The following is an 18,206-nucleotide window of genomic DNA, read 5'->3' as shown; positions in this document are numbered from 1 at the left end:
GACCATGGTTATAGCAATCGCTACGAGCAACGGTGCAATCGCATCCGAACTGCCGATCGAACAGTGCGGCTTCGCGCTCGCCTCCTGGTTCAGAGCCCCGCCTGTTAGTCCAAAATTGGCTCGTTCGCGAACATTTGAGATGCCGCTTCGGCGTCCACGCCGTCGTCCCGGCGACGGCCATCAGAACCCGTCATTCACATTTCCCCATCTCTCGCGAGGATGTCATGAGGTCCTTGTACGAAAAGTCTGGCTTGAGCCAGTTAGCTCTCGGATTGCGGACTTGGCCACGGACCCCGCACCGGAGAACGATCTGGGCGTCTGATCCAGAGGCCGAGGACGAGAGGCTGTCACCGCACCCCGCGCGAAATCCGTTGGAAACGGGCCTGCGCGCCTCGGATATCGCTGCGCTGTCTTCATCCAACATGGATTCGAATGCCGGTTTCGCAGGCGTGACCGCAGGATTGCGAACGCCGACCTCTGCGGCGGCCGACCAAACGACTTCAAACCCCGTCGTCATCCTTGGTCGGATCCCCTCGGCGGCCTTGGCCCCGAGTATTGTCGGATCGTCTACAATTCCAGCGGCCGCGCAGGTCTGTGGTTGCGGCTACTTCATCGCCCCCACACGATTGCTCGATCAAAGTGCAGCCCACAGCGGGCAATTGCAGGGTACTCGCGTGTCTGGCGGAGCGGATTTCGTGCTGACAGGCAAAGCTGGAATCATGGGAGCCTCCACCAGTGCCGACATGTCATTGCAGCACGTTGCGCCGCTTGCCAACTGGAACGCCCTGCCAGGCGGAGGAGAGATCGGAAACGGGACACTGCCGGGTCAAATCGGAATTCTGTCGGGCTCTGTAACGACCGCAATTGCTCCCCCAGCCGGCCGGCAGGCGGCCACGACTGAGTCGACCAGCCTTGCCGCCGCAGCGACTTCTACAAATCCAGTCGTTCTCGAGAACCAGAAGCCGGGAAACCCGCAAAGCGAATGGGATATCGTTGGCGCGGGCAGTTCGAACATCGAGGGTTTTGCCACCGACATCAGCGTCAATCGGGGCAACCGGGTCGACTTCAAGATCAATACGAATTCATCAAACTACCGGATCGATATCTACCGCCTCGGCTACTACGGCGGAATGGGAGCGCGAAAGGTCCACACCATCCAGCACACGGGCGTGCAAAATCAGCCCACACCGCTGCGCGACGCGGCGACCGGCCTGGTCGATGCGGGCAATTGGTCCGTCTCAGCCTCCTGGGATATTCCGGCCGATGCCGTGTCCGGCGTTTATATCGCAAAGCTTGTGCGCCAGGATGGAACTGCCGGCGCCAATCACATCCCCTTCATCGTTCGAGACGACAGCAGCACCAGCGATGTGATCTTCCAGACCTCGGACACAACCTGGCAGGCCTATAACGGCTGGGGCGGCGCCAATTTCTATGGCGGCAACGGTCCTGCGACCGGTCAAGGCGCGGGACGCGCTTACGCGTTGAGCTACAACCGGCCGATCGCCACCCGCGGCAACGTCGGGACCTATGCCGGTCCGCAGGACTATTTGTTCGGCGCCGAATATTCCGCAATCTACTGGCTCGAGCAGAATGGCTACGACGTCTCCTACATGTCGGGAGTCGATGCAGACCGTTACGGCAGTCTCCTCCTCAACCACCAGCTCTACCTCGACGTTGGTCACGACGAGTATTGGTCAGGGCAGCAACGCGCCAATGTCCAGGCGGCCCGCGATGCCGGCGTGAATCTCGCGTTCTGGAGCGGCAATGAGATGTATTGGCGCACGCGCTGGGGCAACAGCATAAGCAGCGACGCCACCGCCTACCGCACCTTGATCTCCTATAAGGAGACCTGGTCACCAGGAGCCTCGATTGATCCGAGCAACCAGTGGACCGGTACATTCCGTGATCCCCGCCTCAGCCCGCCGGCGGTCGGCGGGGGAATCCCGGAAAATGCCCTGATCGGGCAGATGTTCCAGGTCGATGATGTCGGCCAAGGCAGCGGCCTGCAATCAATCACAATTCCCTATGATGACGCCAATCTGCGATTCTGGCGCAACACCAGCGTTGCCAATCTTCAGCCCGGCCAAACAGCCACGCTGACAAAGAATTACCTCGGCTATGAGTGGGACGAGGCGCCCGACAATGGATTCGATCCAGCCGGTCTGGTCCGGCTCTCCTCGACAACCGTTCCGGTCAATTCCTATCTGCTTGATTACGGCAACACGACCGGACCCGGCGTCTCAACCCATAATCTGACGCTCTACCGCGCTCCGAGCGGCGCATTGGTCTTCGGCGCCGGAACAGTCTATTGGTCGTGGGGCCTGAGCGACAATCACGATCTGGCGCCGACGCCAACCGATCCGCGCGTGCAACAGGCGATGATCAACCTGCTCGCCGAGATGGGGATTCAACCGGGAACGCTACAGCCGGGGATGATCGCGGGTACCGCCTCGACGGACTCGACGGCTCCGACGTCCGCCATCAACGCACTGGCAAATTTCAGCGTCGGGACTGCGGTCACGATTTCCGGCACGGCAGCGGATGTCGGCGGCGGCGTGATCGCCGGCGTGGAAGTCTCGACCGATGGTGGACTGAGCTGGCAGAACGCGATCGGTGACGAGACTTGGACTTATACCTGGGCGCCGCAGGTTGCCGGTACTTACACCATCAAATCACGCGCGGTGGACGACAGCATCAATCTGGAAACGCCTTCGGCGGGTCGCACGGTGACTGTGAGCGCGCCGACCTACATCTCGCTCTTTCCGACCTCGGCAACTCCCGCGACAGTCAACACCATCGATGCAAGCGCCGTCGAGCTCGGTGTGAGGTTTCAGACGTCGACCGCCGGCACCGTAAGCGGGATCCGCTTCTACAAGAGCAGCCAGGATACAGGCATCCACACCGGTGAGCTCTGGACCAGCACCGGCACCTTGCTGGCAACCGCCACCTTTACAAATGAGACGGTGGGCGGATGGCAGAGTGTCACCTTTTCCAACCCGGTTCCGCTAACGGTAGGCGCCACCTACGTCGCGTCCTATCACACGAATGTGGGCCACTACTCCTCCAGCGTGAACTACTTCACGAGCAATGTGACGAGCGGTCCGCTGACCGCCCTCGCCAATGGTAATGGCGTCTATACCTACAGCAACAATACGGCGTTCCCGACCAGCACGTTCCAATCGACCAATTTCTGGGTTGACGTCATGTTCAACCCTTCCACCACCAATAGGGTGCCGGTGGCTGCGAACGATACCGCGACCGTGACACAGAATACACCCACGACGATCACGGCGGCGTCGCTGATCGCTAACGACAGCGACCCCGATGGAGATCTGCTGACCGTAACCGGCGTGAGCGCAGCAACAAACGGCACGGTCGCCCTCAATACTCAGCCCAACCCGCAGAACAACACCATCACGTTCACGCCCAACGCCGGCTATAGCGGCCCGGCTAGCTTCAGCTACACGATCTCGGACGGGCGCGGCGGCACGGCTACGGCCAATGTCAGCCTCACGGTGGCACCGCTCGGAACGGGCCCCTTCAGCCTCTTCAGCGCGTCAAATACACCAGCGCAGACCAACCTCAACGACGGATCCCAACTTGAAGTCGGGATGAAGTTCACGTCCTCGGTCGCCGGTCAGATTACGGCTCTCAAATTCTACCGCAGCGCCAGCGACACTGGTCCCGACGTCCTTGATCTCTGGACGTCGACGGGCACCCGCCTCGCTACGGCCACGTTCACCAATACGTCGGTCAGCGGCTGGCAGACCGTTACCCTGCCGTCCCCGGTTTCGATCGCTGCCAACACGACCTATGTTGCTTCCTATCACACCACCGGCGCCTATGTGGTGACCGGCAACTACTTCACTACGGCTGTCACCAACGGCCCCTTGACCGCGCTTTCGACCACGACGGCCGGTGGCAACGGCGTATATTCCTATGGCGGCACCAGCACGTCCGGCATCTTCCCGACCAACACCTATAACGCTGCGAATTACTGGGTCGATGTTGTGTTCGCGCCGTCCAGCGGCAGCAACCAGCCGCCGGTTGCCAACAACGACAGCGGCTACACCACCACCCAGAACACGGCACTTTCGATTGCAGGGGCGGCGCTGCTCGCCAACGACACCGATCCGAACGGCGGGACGCTGACGATCACGGGGGTGAGCGGCGCTGTCAACGGCTCGGCCAGCTTCAACAGCCAGACCAATACGGTCACCTTCACGCCGAGCAGCGGCTATACCGGTCCGGCTTCCTTCAGCTATGCCATCGCCGACGGACAGGGCGGAACAGCAACTGCAACGGTCAGCCTGACGGTAAATACGGCAACTAACCAGCCGCCGGTAGCCAACAACGACAGCGGCTACAGCACCACGCGGGACACGGCTCTCACTATTGCCGCATCTGCCCTGCTTGCGAACGACACGGATCCGAATGGCGACCCGCTGACGATCACGGGCGTGAGCGCCGGTGTCAACGGCACCGTCAGCTTCAATGCCCAGACCAATCGTGTCACCTTCACGCCGACCACCGGCTACACCGGCGCCGCATCCTTCAGCTATGCCATCTCGGATGGTCGCGGCGGCGCCGCAACTGCAACGGCTAATTTGACAGTGACCACGCCGGCGGTGAGCCTATTCTCAAGTTCCGACACGCCGGCCAATCTCTCGGATCCTGACGCGGCCCAGGTCAATCTCGGGGTGCGTTTCACGTCATCCACGGCCGGCACCATCAACGGCATCAAGTACTACAAGGGTACGGGCGACACCGGCACCCATACAGGGTCATTGTGGAGCAGCACAGGCACGTTGTTGGCGACCGCGACATTCACGAATGAAACCAGCAGTGGGTGGCAGACCGTCATCTTCAATAATCCGGTTTCGATCGCCGCCGGCACGACTTATGTGGCAAGCTACCACAGCAATGGGCACTACACGTCCACGGGCAACTACTTTACCACCCCGCGCGTCAATGGTCAGCTCACAGCGCCCGCCGGCAACAATGGCGTCTACACCTACGGCACCGGCAATCTGTTTCCAACGAGCACCTTCGGGGCCACCAATTACTGGGTGGACGTGGTGTATAGTCCCACGAGCGGCGGTGCCAACCGAACACCAGTTGCGACGAATGACTCCGGGTTCAGCGCTACTCAGAACTCTCCGCTCTCGATCCCAGCTTCGGCCTTGCTGGCCAACGACACCGATCCCGACGGGGATGCCCTGACCATCACGAGCGTGAGCAACGGTGCCGGCGGCACCGCGAGCTTCAACGCGCAGACCAGCAGCGTCACTTTCACACCGAATTCGGGATACACAGGACCGGCATCGTTCACTTATGCAATCTCCGACGGTCGAGGTGGGACGGCAAGCGCGTCCGCCTCTCTGACCGTCAACGCGGCATCTGCGAGCATCGTAAGTCTGTTCAGCAACAATCCGACGCCGAGGGTGGTATCGGTCAATGATCCGAACTCGGTGGAGCTTGGGTTCAAATTCCGGGCGTCGAGCGCCGGCGATGTCACCGGGCTACGCTTCTACAAGGGCCCGTCGAACACCGGCACTCATACCGCCAATCTATGGAGCAGCACCGGCAACCTGCTGGCAACGACCACCTTCACCAATGAGACGGCGAGCGGCTGGCAGCAAGTCAACTTCCCCACGGCCGTGACCCTCACGCCAGGGACGACGTATGTTGCATCGTATCACACGTCAGGAAATTACTCCGTCGATCCCAACCTGTTTAGTTCGGAGGTCACAAACGGACCACTGACTGCGCCATCCTCGGCCTCGAGCGGGGGCAATGGGGTGTATGCATATGGATCAAACAGCCTCTTCCCGACCAACACCTACAACTCAACGAGTTACGGCGTGGATGTTCTGTTCCGTCCGCAACTGTCTGCGTAGCGGGGCAGGGGCTGACAATGATGCGAGCCGACGGTGATCCCGATTACGCTTGCTGCAAGTTTGGAAAAGTAAGTGTTGGTCTGGGCGAATCTAAGCCGCAGCCGAAGCGAGGCCGCGCACGAGTCGGTCACTTCGAGAGGACGAACTGCGCATGATTTGCGCTGACGCCAGTGATGGCGCCCCCGCGCTCTGCAGCTAGGCCTGTCTTCTGCACTGGACCAAACGGCAAAGCCGATCTTTCCAGTCAAAAATGGCCGCCCACGCGGCAGCAGTGGAAGATCGAAAGATGCTGCAAGTGTCGACAGCGACAATGTTCGGGAAAGCCCAGTAGAGAGACTGGAATGATTTAAAAGTCTCGCAGTTAATATTTAATGTGAGGTATTTAAGACTTAATTCCGACAGAATGCATCGCACTTTTTACGTCGGGGCAGGGCCCATCAAACCTGGAGTCCTGCATGTCCGGCCGAATAGTAATTGCGTCAGCTGTCGTGTTGGCAACCTCTATTTCCTCGGAGGCGCGCCCTCTACGGGCCACGCCCCCGCCTGAATGCAATGTGAGTATGCCTTGCGATTTTTCATACTCGGTGATGCGCACCCAGAGAGTCATTGCACCGGCCTGGAATCCAGAGCGACACGGCGCACGCAGCTTTCGAATGTCCCTGGGCAACCTAGATTCGTCTGGAACCAAGATCGTCGGTGGTCGCCCGGCGGGATGCCCTCGATCATTCTGCGGGTGTGGCGCGGCCATACGAGTGTTTGGTCGCATCGTGCCCGAGCTGAACCTCGCGGCCAATTGGCTGCGCTTTCCCCGCTCCTCGCCGGCACCGGGAATGGTTGCCGCGCGGCGTGGACACGTCTTCGTCCTGGAGCGCCACGTCACCGGTGACATTTGGATAGCGTACGACGCAAACTCGGGTGGGCGCGCAACGAGAATCCATGCGCGCTCCCTCAAAGGGTACACCATCGTCAATCCTCATGCGGCTTAGCTGCGTACCGGTTCCTCGTAGACGAAGGCTGGTGGGTCTCGGCTCACCCGCCTTCAACCCGCATTCGCGCCGCCGATGACTCGCACTGGGGAGGTGAGCAGGTGTGTGCTGGGGAGGCAGGGCGAGGGACCGAGGAGAAACTCACGAGCGGGGCACCCAATCCATAGCCGCGCGCTTGGGCTCGCAGGCCGCCGACCATCGGTTCCCAACTGTGCACCGACGAGTTTCTGTGGTCAGCAGGTCCGCGCCGCGTCGAACATCTTCGCAGGGCGGAGCAACGGCTCCTCGACCCAGGCCTCGCGAGCGAACCAGTTGTGATTGACGCGACAGACCGGGCAACGAGTATTGCCGAAGAATACCGCGCTTCGCAGAAACGTCTCACGATCACACGCAATTCCGGTGGGAACGACGCGATCGGTCTGGGGGCATTTGATCATAATCATACCCATATGACCGTTCCTGGACATAGCTCACTGGTGGATGAAAGGTGAGCCGCGTCGTGAGTGCGGCTTTGCCTAATGCGTTGCAAACATCAGAAATTCAATTTGCGAATTAAGTATCTAACGCTTTGTTTCATTTCGAGATCCGCGACTTTTGTAACGCTGTTGGGTTAGTTCCGGCTGGGACAGCGAGCATCAAGCGTTTCTTTGTATCGAAGGGAATGCTGCGGGTTCATTCAAAAGAGCAAAATTTTTGCCATTTTATATTATCAGTTTCCGTTGTTAATTTTGTCGGATGACGTAAACTATTTTTTCTGGGTTCGTTCGGTTGGGAGGGAGCGATGTCTCGATTAATTTACAAGATGCGCAACTCCAGGTCCACTGCGCAGCAATTGGCGAAAATGCGCGAGGAGCTTGCAATTATCGGCGAGAAAGAGCGCGTTCTAAGAGAGCGGAGTGCGACTCGGGAAGTCTACCGATATCTACTCGATGCTCATCGTGTGGCTGCGTGGCCAAATGCTGATGAAGACGTGTTGAATATCCCGTCAATCGGAAAGGGTGAAAGCAATCAGCTGGCCATCTGATCGGGTGCGGCATCTGTGTTCGAACGAGGCGCCGGCAGCGATGTATGCCGGCGTTGACCGTTGGGCCTAGGTCGCTTTTCAAACACTTCCAAGCTGAGCTCGCTGTTCTTTCGATCGATGCTGCGAATTGTATGGCGAGGATCCGCTCGCCGCTGACTTGATACAGGGACGAGGTCGATTGCTCATTTGGTAGAATTTGTGCTGGAAAAATCCTCTGCGGAAGTGGTGCTTAAGCCGGCGATCGATGCAGTCTTTGCGCTGTTCGATGGTCAGCCGGTGCTGTTCAGCGCCACAGGGCAGAAGATTTATCAGCTGGACCAGGTTGGCGGCTTTATCTGGTGCAGGTTGGCACAAGGAGCGTCTCTGGCCGATCTGTATCACGAACTGGGCACGCTGGACATTGGTGAGCCCGTAGCTCGCCAGTTCGTGCGGCAGGCCATAAGCGCTTGGATCGATCGAGGGCTGCTGGACGTTGATCGGCGAATGTCGCCGAATTGCGCGTTCTCGGCGGTGTTAGGGCGGCATCGTATCAGTGTGAGGGCTGAAAGCCGGGACCTCTTGCAGCGGATGGTTTCGCTGTTCTGTGCTTCGGACAACAACGTGGGCGGCCAAGCCGATATTGCGGTCGAGGCGATGATGCTGGATGACCATGTGCTCTTCAGCGGAACTGACGCTGGCCTCCATAGGTGCGGTGTCGAGGCACTTGCGCCTACAATCAAAGCTCACCTCACCGACCGGCTTATCCGAAGTGATCGGTCGGTCTTCGCTCTCCATGCTGCGTCTCTTGCGAAGAACGGGGCTGGCTTGCTGTTATGCGGAGACGCGGGAGCCGGCAAGTCGACACTTACACTCCAGTTGGTGGACGCGGAATTTCAGTATTCCGGCGATGATGTTGTGCTGATCGAGGGTGACGGCACTGCCTGTGGAATCCCATTTGCTCTCACCCTCAAGGAAGGATCGTGGGAGCGGCTGTCGGCATTGCGCAGCAATTGGGACGGCGTCACGCATCGCCGTGCCGATGGCGCTCAGGTGCGGTATTTGCAGGTTTCGAATGCGTACAACGGCAGTCTTTCCGTTAGCTGGATCATTTTCTTGAACAGGGTCGCGAGCGGTTCGCCGAAGCTGACCGCCTTGGATCAACTCGATTCGATGAAGCGGCTCATCGAGGGCGCATTTGCCGCCGATGGAAGGCTGTCGACGACCGGCTTTTTCGCGTTGAAGGAGATTGTTTCTGGTGCACGATCATTTCTGCTTACCTATTGCGAAGCGGTAGAAGCTCGGGAGCTGTTGGTGGATTTGTGCGATGGGAAAGCATAGTAGGGCGCTGATCAGCCTTTGTGATTGCCTGCGGGGTGCACCGCCTGTCGACGTGGACTGGATGTCCGTAATCGGGCTTGCGAACCAGACGCTGACGACGCCCGCGCTTATTGACTTCGTCGATCGATATGAATCGGTGCTGCCTGAGGACCTCTGCGAGTATGTCCGTCAGATCTATCGTCGGAATGTTCATCGCAACGAGCGGTTGGCGGAGCAATTGGAGGAAGCCGTCGTTGCGATGAATGGCCGCGGAGTCACGCCGGTGCTGCTTAAAGGGGCCGCGACGCTGGCTGCCACGCCCAACGAGCGGCGAGGAGTTCGGCTGATGTCCGATCTGGATATCATGGTCATGCCGGATGAAGCTGAAACAGCGATCGCTGCTCTTCGTGAAATTGGCTATGGCATTCATGTTCAGGCGTCTCGCGAAAGCCGGAGATGGTTCGTCGAACTGATCCGATCGAAGGATGTCGGCACCATCGATCTGCAACAGGCGGCTCCAGGTCCTGCCCACTTCTACCGCGACCCTGCGCTGAGCCATTGCGTCACTGCGGCGCTGGGGCGGGGGAGCGTGCGAATTCCGATGCCCATGGACCGGGCGCTCATGTTGATCATCCATGATCAGTTTCAAGACTACGGCTATTGGCTCGGCGACCTGGACCTTCGGCATTTGGTCGAACTACGCGATCTGAACAGTTCCGTTGGAGGTCTCGATTGGGAGGAACTTAGCTCCCATAGCTCCGGCGAACTGATGAAGAACGCGGTTGAAACCCAGCTGGTTGCCCTTGCGCGGCTGCTTGGGGTCGAGATCCCGCATGCGCTGCGCTGCCGACTGATTCCGCGTCTGCAGTTCGTTCGCCAATTGACGCAGGCGCGTTTTCCGAGCTCACGCGTGCCCCTCCTCGCGATGACCGTTCTGGATCTGAGAAACTACCGGCGCGACGCGTCCCTTGGCTCCGCGCGGAGCGCGCGCCGCGGGCTGTGGTCCATCCCAAAAGCGGGCACCTTGCACTTTCTGCTGAAGGCGGCCGCCGCAGTTCGTGCGGGGAAGGTCTAGGGATAGGCGACGACGGCGACGTCGACCTTGGAGATGAAGGAAAATCCTCCCAGTGGCGTAGAGCTACGAATGCCCTTGCCCACCAGCATTCCGGTCAGGCGAGTCGCCGTTCTCGCGGATTTTGAATTCATCCAGCGTGTGGCCGGATTGAAGGGCGGCGACTAGCCAGCGAGGCTGTTTACCGCGTCCGGACCAGGTCTCGGTCGGCTGCAGAGGGTTACAGTATTTCGGCAAGACCTTCGGATATTTGCGGCGCGGCTGGGGCTGGCTTGACCCCGTTTCGGTCGCCGCGCTTTCAGAGTCACCGAACTGGTCCGGCTGGTTCAGCTGCGCAAGGCGCTTTTCCAGTTCCCGCTTTTCGGCTGTAATTTTTTCGGCGAGAATCTTCGTGAGCTCCTCGTGGAGGAGCCAAAGTTCCTCAAAACCCATGGCTTCGAGATCCTGCCTCCGCATGGCATTCTCGTCACCGCTCGACGGACTGGTCATTCATCCACCATCCTCCAAATTGCGTCAGTGTCGAAATTGACGTAGCAATAAAAATCATTATATTGTATTTAATAGTTATTACGATGATTATTTTATTATATGCCTTAAAAAAGGCGAGGCGCCTCGAGGCGCGCGTAGCGGAGGAATTGTTTTGATTGAGTATCCTCTTGAACGTCTTCAGGATTCGATCAGCCGGTTTGTCGTTCCCTCAGCTGCATGCTTGGATATCCAGGCCTTGAGATCCCAAATTGAGCTCCGACGTCGTGCGCTCCGGGATATCGAAGTTATTCGCTCTCGTTTGCAAATATGGGACGGCCGTCCGATAACAAGGGTGTCTCGACGAGCGAAAGGCAGCTCGCCACGTGGCGCATCGAGGGGGCGGCGGGGGAGGCCATTCACGCGACCTAGTTAATGTCACCCGTCAACGTGGGCGATCGCGTGAACGGTTCCGCGGCTGCATCTCAGGCGTGCAGTATAACCCCGTCCCGCAGTTAATTGTGCGAATCGTTCATTTTCTGGCTTGATTAGTCGGCGCGGCGCGGTTATGTGGGCGCGGGTTTCCGCACGGTTCCATGTATTTTTTTGTAAACCCTTGAACTCTCCCGCTTGATTAATGTTGGCGGGAACATTATCAGTTTGGGCACAACTACACGGTGGAATCATGTCGGCAAAGAAACTCGAATTAGAATCCATGTCGCTCGACGATCTTTGGTCGCTGCATGAAGAGATCAGCGGGATCTTGTCCGACCGGATCAAGGCAGAAAAGCAGGAGTTAGAGAAACGACTGGCCGCTCTCGGGGGCGGGGCAGCTTCTTTGGCAGACTCGAGTGCGTCAGGCCTATCTCAGACCGGCAAGCCAAGGCGCAAATATCCGCGCGTGCTGCCGAAGTATCGTAACCCCCAGACTTCCGAGACCTGGTCAGGGCGTGGCAAGCGGCCGCGTTGGTTGGTTGCTGCGATGAAGTCCGGCAAGCGGATTGAGGAGTTTCGTATCGGGGAGGCGGGGTCGAAGCTCCGTCAGCGGGCCTGACCGGATTGCGGTCTCTCTTCGAGCGGACGGGTTCGGATAAGCTCGACGGCACAGCCCGACAGAACTGAGCCGCTAGTAGGCATTGCGCGCCCTCAGCACCTCGACCGGGGTTCGCAGTAGGATCGCGAGATCGAGCCGCAGGCTCCAGTTATCAATGTACCAGAGATCGTATTGCACCCGCGTTTCGACCATGGCCGCCGTGGGCGTCGGGCCGCGGCAGCCATGGACCTGGGCCCATCCGGTCAATCCTGGCCTGACCCTGCGGCGAAGGGCGTAGTTCCGTACGAGCTTGTCGAATTTTCCGTCGTGAGCCAAGGCGTGAGGACGCGGCCCGATCAACGACATGCTTCCGTCGAGAACATTCAGCAGTTGTGGCAGCTCATCGAAGCTTGTCCGGCGCAACCATTTGCCGACGCGGGTGACGCGCCGATCCGTGCGGTTGGCCTGAAGGATCACGGGTCCGTCCTCGAGCACATCCATGGTCCGGAATTTACGGATCAAGAAGACCCGGCCGTTGAAACCGCAGCGTTGCTGCCGAAAGAATACCGGGCCGGGAGAATCCAGTTTGATCGCGACCGCTGCCAGCGCCAGCAACGGGGCAAATATCGCTAAGGCGAGGCCCGCGCCAATAAGATCGATCATCCGCTTTGTTCCGCATTCCAGCGGCGTAAGGGGGCCACGCTGGAGTTCTACGCAAACGGCGCTTCCGAGCGTCCGGGTAGGATGCCGAAGCAACTCGGATGTCGTGCCGACGGGCACGAACATGATCGGGAATGGCAATACTCGCAACTCGGCAACGAAGGCTCGCAGTTCGGGCCATCGCTCCGGGTCAGCTTCGACCACCACCTGGTCGAGCTGGCAATTGCGAATGTAGTCAATCACACGGGCTCTCAGCCGCTTTCGACAGGCAGGACCGAAGCCAAGCGGAGGCAAGCTGAACCGTCCCTTGATGCAATACCCGTGCATTGACAGGGTTTCTGACAGCCCGACGTTCGTCGACAGTGGTTGATCGGTGATCAGGACGATATTCGTATTGGCGAACTTTCTGCCGCTCAGCCCCTTTCCGAGCAGCACCTTGACCGCCCACCGCTCGGCTGTAAGCAGGCCCAAGGCGACGACGCCGAAAAGCAGGGCCGCTTGCTGAGAGGTCCCCGGGCGAACCTCTAAGCCATGCAGGACCCAAAAGAAGACCAGCAATGACGCCCAGGCCATACAGACAGCGCGTATCTGGTTTCGGAGGAGGAGGAGCTCAACTGGCCGATAAAGGCCTTGGGTCTTCAGCAGGCAAACGAGGCAAGCTGCGCTCGCCAGCGCCAGGCCAATCATGTCACTCAGCTCGGCGGCGGCTCGCCCATTCTGAGCTTGGAACAGGAATGTAGAAACGACGCCAGCAAACAGGATCGCCGCAATGTCCACACAGACGGCCACGTGTTCGACCGCGTCATAACGAAGAGGCCATTTGTGCTGGCGGGATGCTGGCAGTCCTGGACTGACACGATCGGCAATCTCAGGATCAGGGAAATGTCGATTCACGAAATTCATCGCACGTGCCCTGCAATTTAATATTTAATTTATTATTAATTAACTGAAATTATCAAGGAAAAAAATGGCAGTTCCGGCAAATAAATTTTGGCCGTGCGCTGTCTTGCCGCCGGTCCACCACCGTCCGTCGAACCAGGGGGGCGCCGGCGCCTGGATTTTACCGAGAGCCCTGTCGGAAGTGGCGCGCGCGCACTTGGTCGAGGTATGACGGATCCTGCTCGGAAATCAGGCTCTCAAGATAGGTCTTGCCGTCGGCCGAGGCTGACCGGTACGCGCTCGCAAGCGCCGGTCTGAGGGCTGGCCGATGCGTGACGACCAGATTCACGTCGCGCTTGATCAAGTCGCGAAATTCCGGCTCCCGTACCACAGCATCTGTAGCGAGCGCGACGGATAGGCGCAACGGCAGCAGATCCAAATCGTTCGGTGCAGTGTAGTAAGACATCTTGAGCATTGCTGCCGTGCCAGGCTGGGGCGAACTGTGCTTGGACGCCGCCGCGAGCATGAGCCAAATGTCTCCGCGGAGTGGCGACGAGCGCAATGCGCGAGCAAGCGTATTCGAAAGTTCTGGAAGAGCCGTCTCTTGCTCACCCGTAGAAGAAGTCGAATTCACCTCGGGTTTTGATCCCCCTCGGGTCCACAAGTCTTCACGCGCTGCCGCAATCGAAGCCGGCTTCGATATCCCGTTCGGCCATGTTGCAGTCGACACAATCTTCGATAAGGAGGGTCGACCACCAAGATACCACTCAGGCACCACCATCCACAGTGCCTGCATCATCAGCGTGATCCCTAGCACCATCAGAGTGACGCGGGGCCAAGCGGCGACAAGCGCTGACGCGAACTTGGGGTAAGAAGCTGGAACTGGATCGGCAGCTCGGTCGGGCGCCTCCTTCGATTCCAAGGATAGGGCATCGCGCCCTGCGCCGGGGATGCTTTGACCGAACGCAAGTCCGAAAAGTACGGCGGCCGAAAGCGACGCGCCCAAACCCAGAACTCCATGGTCGGCAAAGGCGAGTATCATCAGCGCAATTGAAGCTGCGGCCCCCAGGGCTGGATATGAGTAATCATGAACTCGCGACAAAGAACGCCAGATCAGAACACCTGCGCCTAGCATTGCAACAATCAGGACGCCGCAAAGAAAGACCCACCCCATGTCTATAACGACCGTGGCGGCGGCGGTTGGCCGCTCTCGCGAGGCGGTGGCCCCAGCGTCCCGATAGATCGGCAGAAGGACCGTCGAAGCGCCTGCACCGGATCCCGCCGGCCCGACATCCAGCAGCATGCGCTCGGTTGCGGTCTGGCTGTTCGTCGACAACGCAATCGTTGGATCAGTGTTCGTTCTGAGCGGAATGACGGTTAGAGTGGCAATGAAGATGATCAGGGCGGCGGCCAGAACGCCAGCGGTGCCCCACACGCCCAAGAACCACCTGCGAATAGCGAACACCGAGAGCAACAGTCCCGATCCGAGGAGGGCGGCAACGATGGAGGCCAAGTTGCCCCGAATGAGCAGCGCGGCCATGCAGACGATCATCGTGATGATCGCGGCGAACAGAGCGGGGTAGGGGGCCGACGCAATGGTTCCTGGTCGACGGAGCCTCCGCAACTGATCGACGGCGCGTATCGCCGAGGCGGTGGACACCAAGACGCCCAGTACTACGAGGGTCGCACCATCGGGGCCGGCGGCGCCATTTGTTTCCTTGCTGAACCACAGAGCCGTAGCAATCGTGGTTAGCGACAGCAGGAGATGCAGGACTTGGGCTGCGCGAATCCGGTCAAGCGCGACGACCGCAGTGACGAGGGCTGCGGCGAGGACGGCGCAATACTGCGCGAGCGAGAACATGGTCGCCCCAGTATCGACCGTGATTATTTCGGCGAGGGGCTCGTTCAAGGCCATCGATGCAGTTGCCCAGATGGGATTTCCCAGTGTGCCGATTGGCAAGGGCACTGCCTGTAGGGCCATCAAGAACGCCGGAGTCGCAAGAACAATGACCACGCCCGGCCGGAGCAGCTTGGCGAGCCCGAGCGAGGAGGCTGGTAGAAAAATCGCCACGATCAGCGACGCCGTCGCAAGGACGAAGGCTACCATCACCCAGCTTCGCAAGTCTTCCGGCATTGCGAGCGCCGCGGTAATCGCGACCAGTTCGGCCAACATGACAAGCCGGATAATCATCAAACACCATCGTGTGGTGCGGCCACTCCGCTGTCCGCGGGCCGGAGAACGTGCAGGCCGCTGGAGACAGATTCAAGAGCCGGAAAGGCCATAACGGATGTAGTGGCTGTCATGATAGTAGTAGCTCCGATGACCATCATATCGGGCCATTGCTTTAGTATCTGTTTTGCTGAGCACGACTCCGATCAGCGCTTCGTGAATGTTCGGGGCGGTGTGCAGTGCGTGCTGCACGACGTCGATTTTGGTTCGTCCCCATTCAACGACTAGGACGTAGCAGTCGATGAGAGATGAAGTGGCTCGGACATCGACCAACGGGGTCAGGGGGGGGAGGTCGACGATGATGTAGTCATAGTCAGCCCGCAATCGGTCGAACAACTTGCTAATCGCGTCGGCGCAAAGAATCTCGCTAGTGTGAAGCAGAGCTCCCCGCCGCACGACGGGAAGGAACGCCAGATTAGTTGTAGGATCCTGCCAGATTGCATCGGCGAGTGACCTGCTGCCGTTTGCAACTTCGATGAGCCCGCAGGTCGCTTTTGGCGCCAAGATGGAGGACAGTGAGGGATTTCTGAGGTCGCAATCGACGATGATGGCTCTTTTGCCGGCGTGTCCGATCAACTGTGCAAGCGAGGCTGCAATTGTGGTCTTTCCCTCATTAGGAAGAGCCGAGGTAATGCCGATGACGTGCGAGGAGATCTTCGCGGGATTGTGGTCGATGGCCAGCTTTATCGAACGAATGGCCTCGGTGTATCGAGAAAGTGGCATCCCGACCACCGCCCGATGGATTGCGGTTGGAGGCGAAACGATCCGGCGCTGAACAACATCATCGGATTTCAGTGATCGAACCGGTGGTTTCGAAGGTTTGTCGGTGGGCAACAGCGGCACCATGGAGAGACAAGGCAGTTCCAGCACGGTCTCCACTTGTGAAGAGGTGCGAAAAACACGGTCCATGAGGTCTCTGAGGAGCGCCAGCCCGATACCGAGTACTAGACCGCCGACAATGCCAAGTGCCAGCACCAGTCTTGTCTTCGGCTTGCTCTTGCTTGATGGGGGCGAAGCGGGAAAGAGCACCCGAGTTTCCGAGATGGGAAATGTCTCCTGCTGTGCGGAGCCCATGTAACGCTGCAGGAACGTTTCGTACAAGCTTCGGAGGCCTTTCGCCCGGCTTTCCAGCCCCTTAATGGTCAACTCGGCAGAATTGACTGAACGGGATTGCGTAACGGCCCTAGATAGCTGCTTCTCGATTTCCTCTTGGCGCTGTTTGGCGAGTTCGAATTCGCTTCGGCTGACTTCGGCGAGTCGCCTGATCTCGGCGAAAATTGAGACGCGAAACTCCCGCGCGCGGTTGCGGACATTGACGACGGCCAAGTGGTCGCGGCCGACTCTCGCGGTTAATTCGGCCTCACGTCGGGTGAGTTCGAGATATTGCTGCCGAAGCCCCGTGATGATCGCACTATTCAACCCATCGGTCCCGATGGCGTCCAGATCGACCATTGAAGAGGTCTTGTTCGGATCGGAGGTAAGGAGGGTCTCATAGCGGGCAAGCTTGGCCGTGGCCTCAGAGGTCTGAGCACGTGCAACGGCCAATCGATTGTTCATCTCCGTGATCTGCTGCTCGTCGATGAGCCTTCCATCCAAAGAAACGATATTGTTCTGTGTCTTGTAGACGTCGACGGCGCGTTGCGCGGCAATGGCTTGGTCACCGAGCTCGCTGAGCCGGTCCTGCAGCCAGGTTGTTGCTCTGCGGTTGGCGTCGAACTTCGCGTTGAGCTGATCCGCTACATAGGTGTTGGCTATCGCATTGACGATCTCTGCGGCTCGAGCTGCGGAGCTCGAACTGAAACCTAGTTCGATGACATTGCTGTACCCGACACGCGACACCGAAAGTCGACTGAGAAGCGCGTCGACGATCTCGTCCGACGGTACGCCATGCCTGTCGGAATGCGCATCCTTTCTCGTTCCCGTCGAAGCCCATGATCGAACTCGTTGCCAGACCGAGTGTAAAGATGGCCCCGACGCACTAAAGTCAGGATCGTCGGTCAGTTTCAATTGATCGATTACCGTAACAGCATAGACCTTCGATCTCACCAGTTGAATCTGCGTCTCGATTTGGTTGAGATCGAAAGGCGGCTCGGCCAGAAGTGACTGCTGTTGGACGAATTGGGCCCTTGGATTGGCCAAAAGAATCTGAACCTGCGCCGTATAAGTTGGAGTTGCCAGCCGGAGATAGAGCAGGCTGGCTGCAATGGCGAGTGCAGCAGTGAAAAGGATTACGAGATATTGACGCCGAAGCAGCCCGATCCCGAAGTTGATGATCTCGGTGATCCCTCCGCCGTCGGTCTGGCCGGGTGGGGTCAAGTTCACCGGCAGCCGTAGTCTGTCCGTGTCTTTGATGTTGTTCTGGAGCATCACGTACCTGTCTCGACGGGTGGGTCGTTGCGGCCGTCCGCTCGCAGGGCTCATTCGAGGAGACCTGCAGCCGGCGGTTGATTATATATCTGATAAAAATCATATTGCCAAATTAAATAAATCATATATTAGTAGCCGCAAGAGAAAAATCCCGACGCGCCAAATCCGCGCAAGTCGATGTCGTTAAAGTTGAGGTATTTCCGAGGTTTACGATGTAATTGATGATTCTGGCCAAAATTAAATCGAGCGTCCGGGCCCGAGACGAGAGCGGCGGAATATTAATTCCGTGCATTA

9 protein-coding genes are annotated in these 18,206 nt (G+C 58.8%); 5 read left to right on the top strand and 4 right to left on the bottom strand.

Features of this window, described 5'->3' with window-relative positions; translation table 11 throughout:
- The first annotated feature begins 371 nt into the window (after window positions 1-371).
- The 4 genes from SE91_RS23165 (at window position 372) to SE91_RS23140 (ending at window position 10,281) form a co-directional block, all read left to right on the top strand.
- A complete protein-coding gene (locus SE91_RS23165; protein ID WP_245318502.1) occupies window positions 372-5,900 on the top strand; it encodes a DUF4082 domain-containing protein in 5,529 nt (1,842 codons plus the stop codon).
- Window positions 5,901-7,667: 1,767 nt separating this feature from the next.
- Complete coding sequence (locus SE91_RS23150) at window positions 7,668-7,910, top strand: hypothetical protein (RefSeq protein ID WP_082813789.1); 243 nt, start codon at window positions 7,668-7,670, stop codon at window positions 7,908-7,910.
- A 186-nt stretch (window positions 7,911-8,096) separates the two neighbouring features.
- Window positions 8,097-9,227: a PqqD family peptide modification chaperone gene (locus SE91_RS23145; protein WP_245318501.1), complete on the top strand. Its 1,131-nt coding sequence runs from the start codon at window positions 8,097-8,099 to the stop codon at window positions 9,225-9,227.
- Window positions 9,214-10,281: a nucleotidyltransferase family protein gene (locus SE91_RS23140; RefSeq protein ID WP_061849249.1), complete on the top strand. Its 1,068-nt coding sequence runs from the start codon at window positions 9,214-9,216 to the stop codon at window positions 10,279-10,281. Before SE91_RS23145 ends, SE91_RS23140 begins: the two co-directional genes overlap by 14 nt.
- A gap of 63 nt (window positions 10,282-10,344) precedes the next feature.
- On the opposite strand, the gene SE91_RS23135 is transcribed toward SE91_RS23140, so the two are convergent.
- Window positions 10,345-10,734 (bottom strand): H-NS histone family protein, encoded by a 390-nt coding sequence (locus SE91_RS23135; RefSeq protein WP_061851266.1) that lies wholly within the window; start codon window positions 10,732-10,734, stop codon window positions 10,345-10,347.
- 694 nt (window positions 10,735-11,428) lie between these two features.
- On the opposite strand from SE91_RS23135, the gene SE91_RS23130 reads away from it, so the two are divergent.
- Complete coding sequence (locus tag SE91_RS23130; protein WP_061849248.1) at window positions 11,429-11,797, top strand: H-NS histone family protein; 369 nt, start codon at window positions 11,429-11,431, stop codon at window positions 11,795-11,797.
- A 72-nt stretch (window positions 11,798-11,869) separates the two neighbouring features.
- Here SE91_RS23130 and SE91_RS23125 read toward each other — a convergent pair whose 3' ends face one another.
- From SE91_RS23125 to SE91_RS23115, 3 genes are all read right to left on the bottom strand, one after another.
- Window positions 11,870-13,339 carry an exopolysaccharide biosynthesis polyprenyl glycosylphosphotransferase gene (locus tag SE91_RS23125; protein ID WP_061849247.1) on the bottom strand — a complete coding sequence of 490 codons (1,470 nt, stop codon included), beginning with the start codon at window positions 13,337-13,339 and terminating at the stop codon, window positions 11,870-11,872.
- 157 nt (window positions 13,340-13,496) lie between these two features.
- On the bottom strand, window positions 13,497-15,506 hold the full coding sequence (locus tag SE91_RS23120; protein WP_061849246.1) for a hypothetical protein: 2,010 nt from the start codon (window positions 15,504-15,506) through the stop codon (window positions 13,497-13,499).
- Window positions 15,507-15,578: 72 nt separating this feature from the next.
- Window positions 15,579-17,912: an AAA family ATPase gene (locus SE91_RS23115; protein WP_061849245.1), complete on the bottom strand. Its 2,334-nt coding sequence runs from the start codon at window positions 17,910-17,912 to the stop codon at window positions 15,579-15,581.
- Window positions 17,913-18,206 lie beyond the last annotated feature (294 nt).

Source organism: Bradyrhizobium sp. DOA1, from assembly GCF_001593325.1.
In the GTDB taxonomy this organism is placed as follows: Bacteria; Pseudomonadota; Alphaproteobacteria; order Rhizobiales; family Xanthobacteraceae; genus Bradyrhizobium.
The sequence above is the reverse complement of the archived record's forward strand: the minus strand, read 5'-3'. Positions and strand labels throughout refer to the sequence as shown.

Bases quoted from the DNA above. Each gene is read 5' to 3' on its own strand.
- SE91_RS23140 (WP_061849249.1), top strand. From the start codon at position 9,214: ATGGGAAAGCATAGTAGGGCGCTGATCAGCCTTTGTGATTGCCTGCGG.
- SE91_RS23120 (WP_061849246.1), bottom strand. From the start codon at position 15,506: ATGATTATCCGGCTTGTCATGTTGGCCGAACTGGTCGCGATTACCGCG.
- SE91_RS23130 (WP_061849248.1), top strand. From the start codon at position 11,429: ATGTCGGCAAAGAAACTCGAATTAGAATCCATGTCGCTCGACGATCTT.
- SE91_RS23135 (WP_061851266.1), bottom strand. From the start codon at position 10,734: ATGCGGAGGCAGGATCTCGAAGCCATGGGTTTTGAGGAACTTTGGCTC.
- SE91_RS23115 (WP_061849245.1), bottom strand. From the start codon at position 17,912: ATGCTCCAGAACAACATCAAAGACACGGACAGACTACGGCTGCCGGTG.
- SE91_RS23150 (WP_082813789.1), top strand. From the start codon at position 7,668: ATGTCTCGATTAATTTACAAGATGCGCAACTCCAGGTCCACTGCGCAG.
- SE91_RS23125 (WP_061849247.1), bottom strand. From the start codon at position 13,339: ATGAATTTCGTGAATCGACATTTCCCTGATCCTGAGATTGCCGATCGT.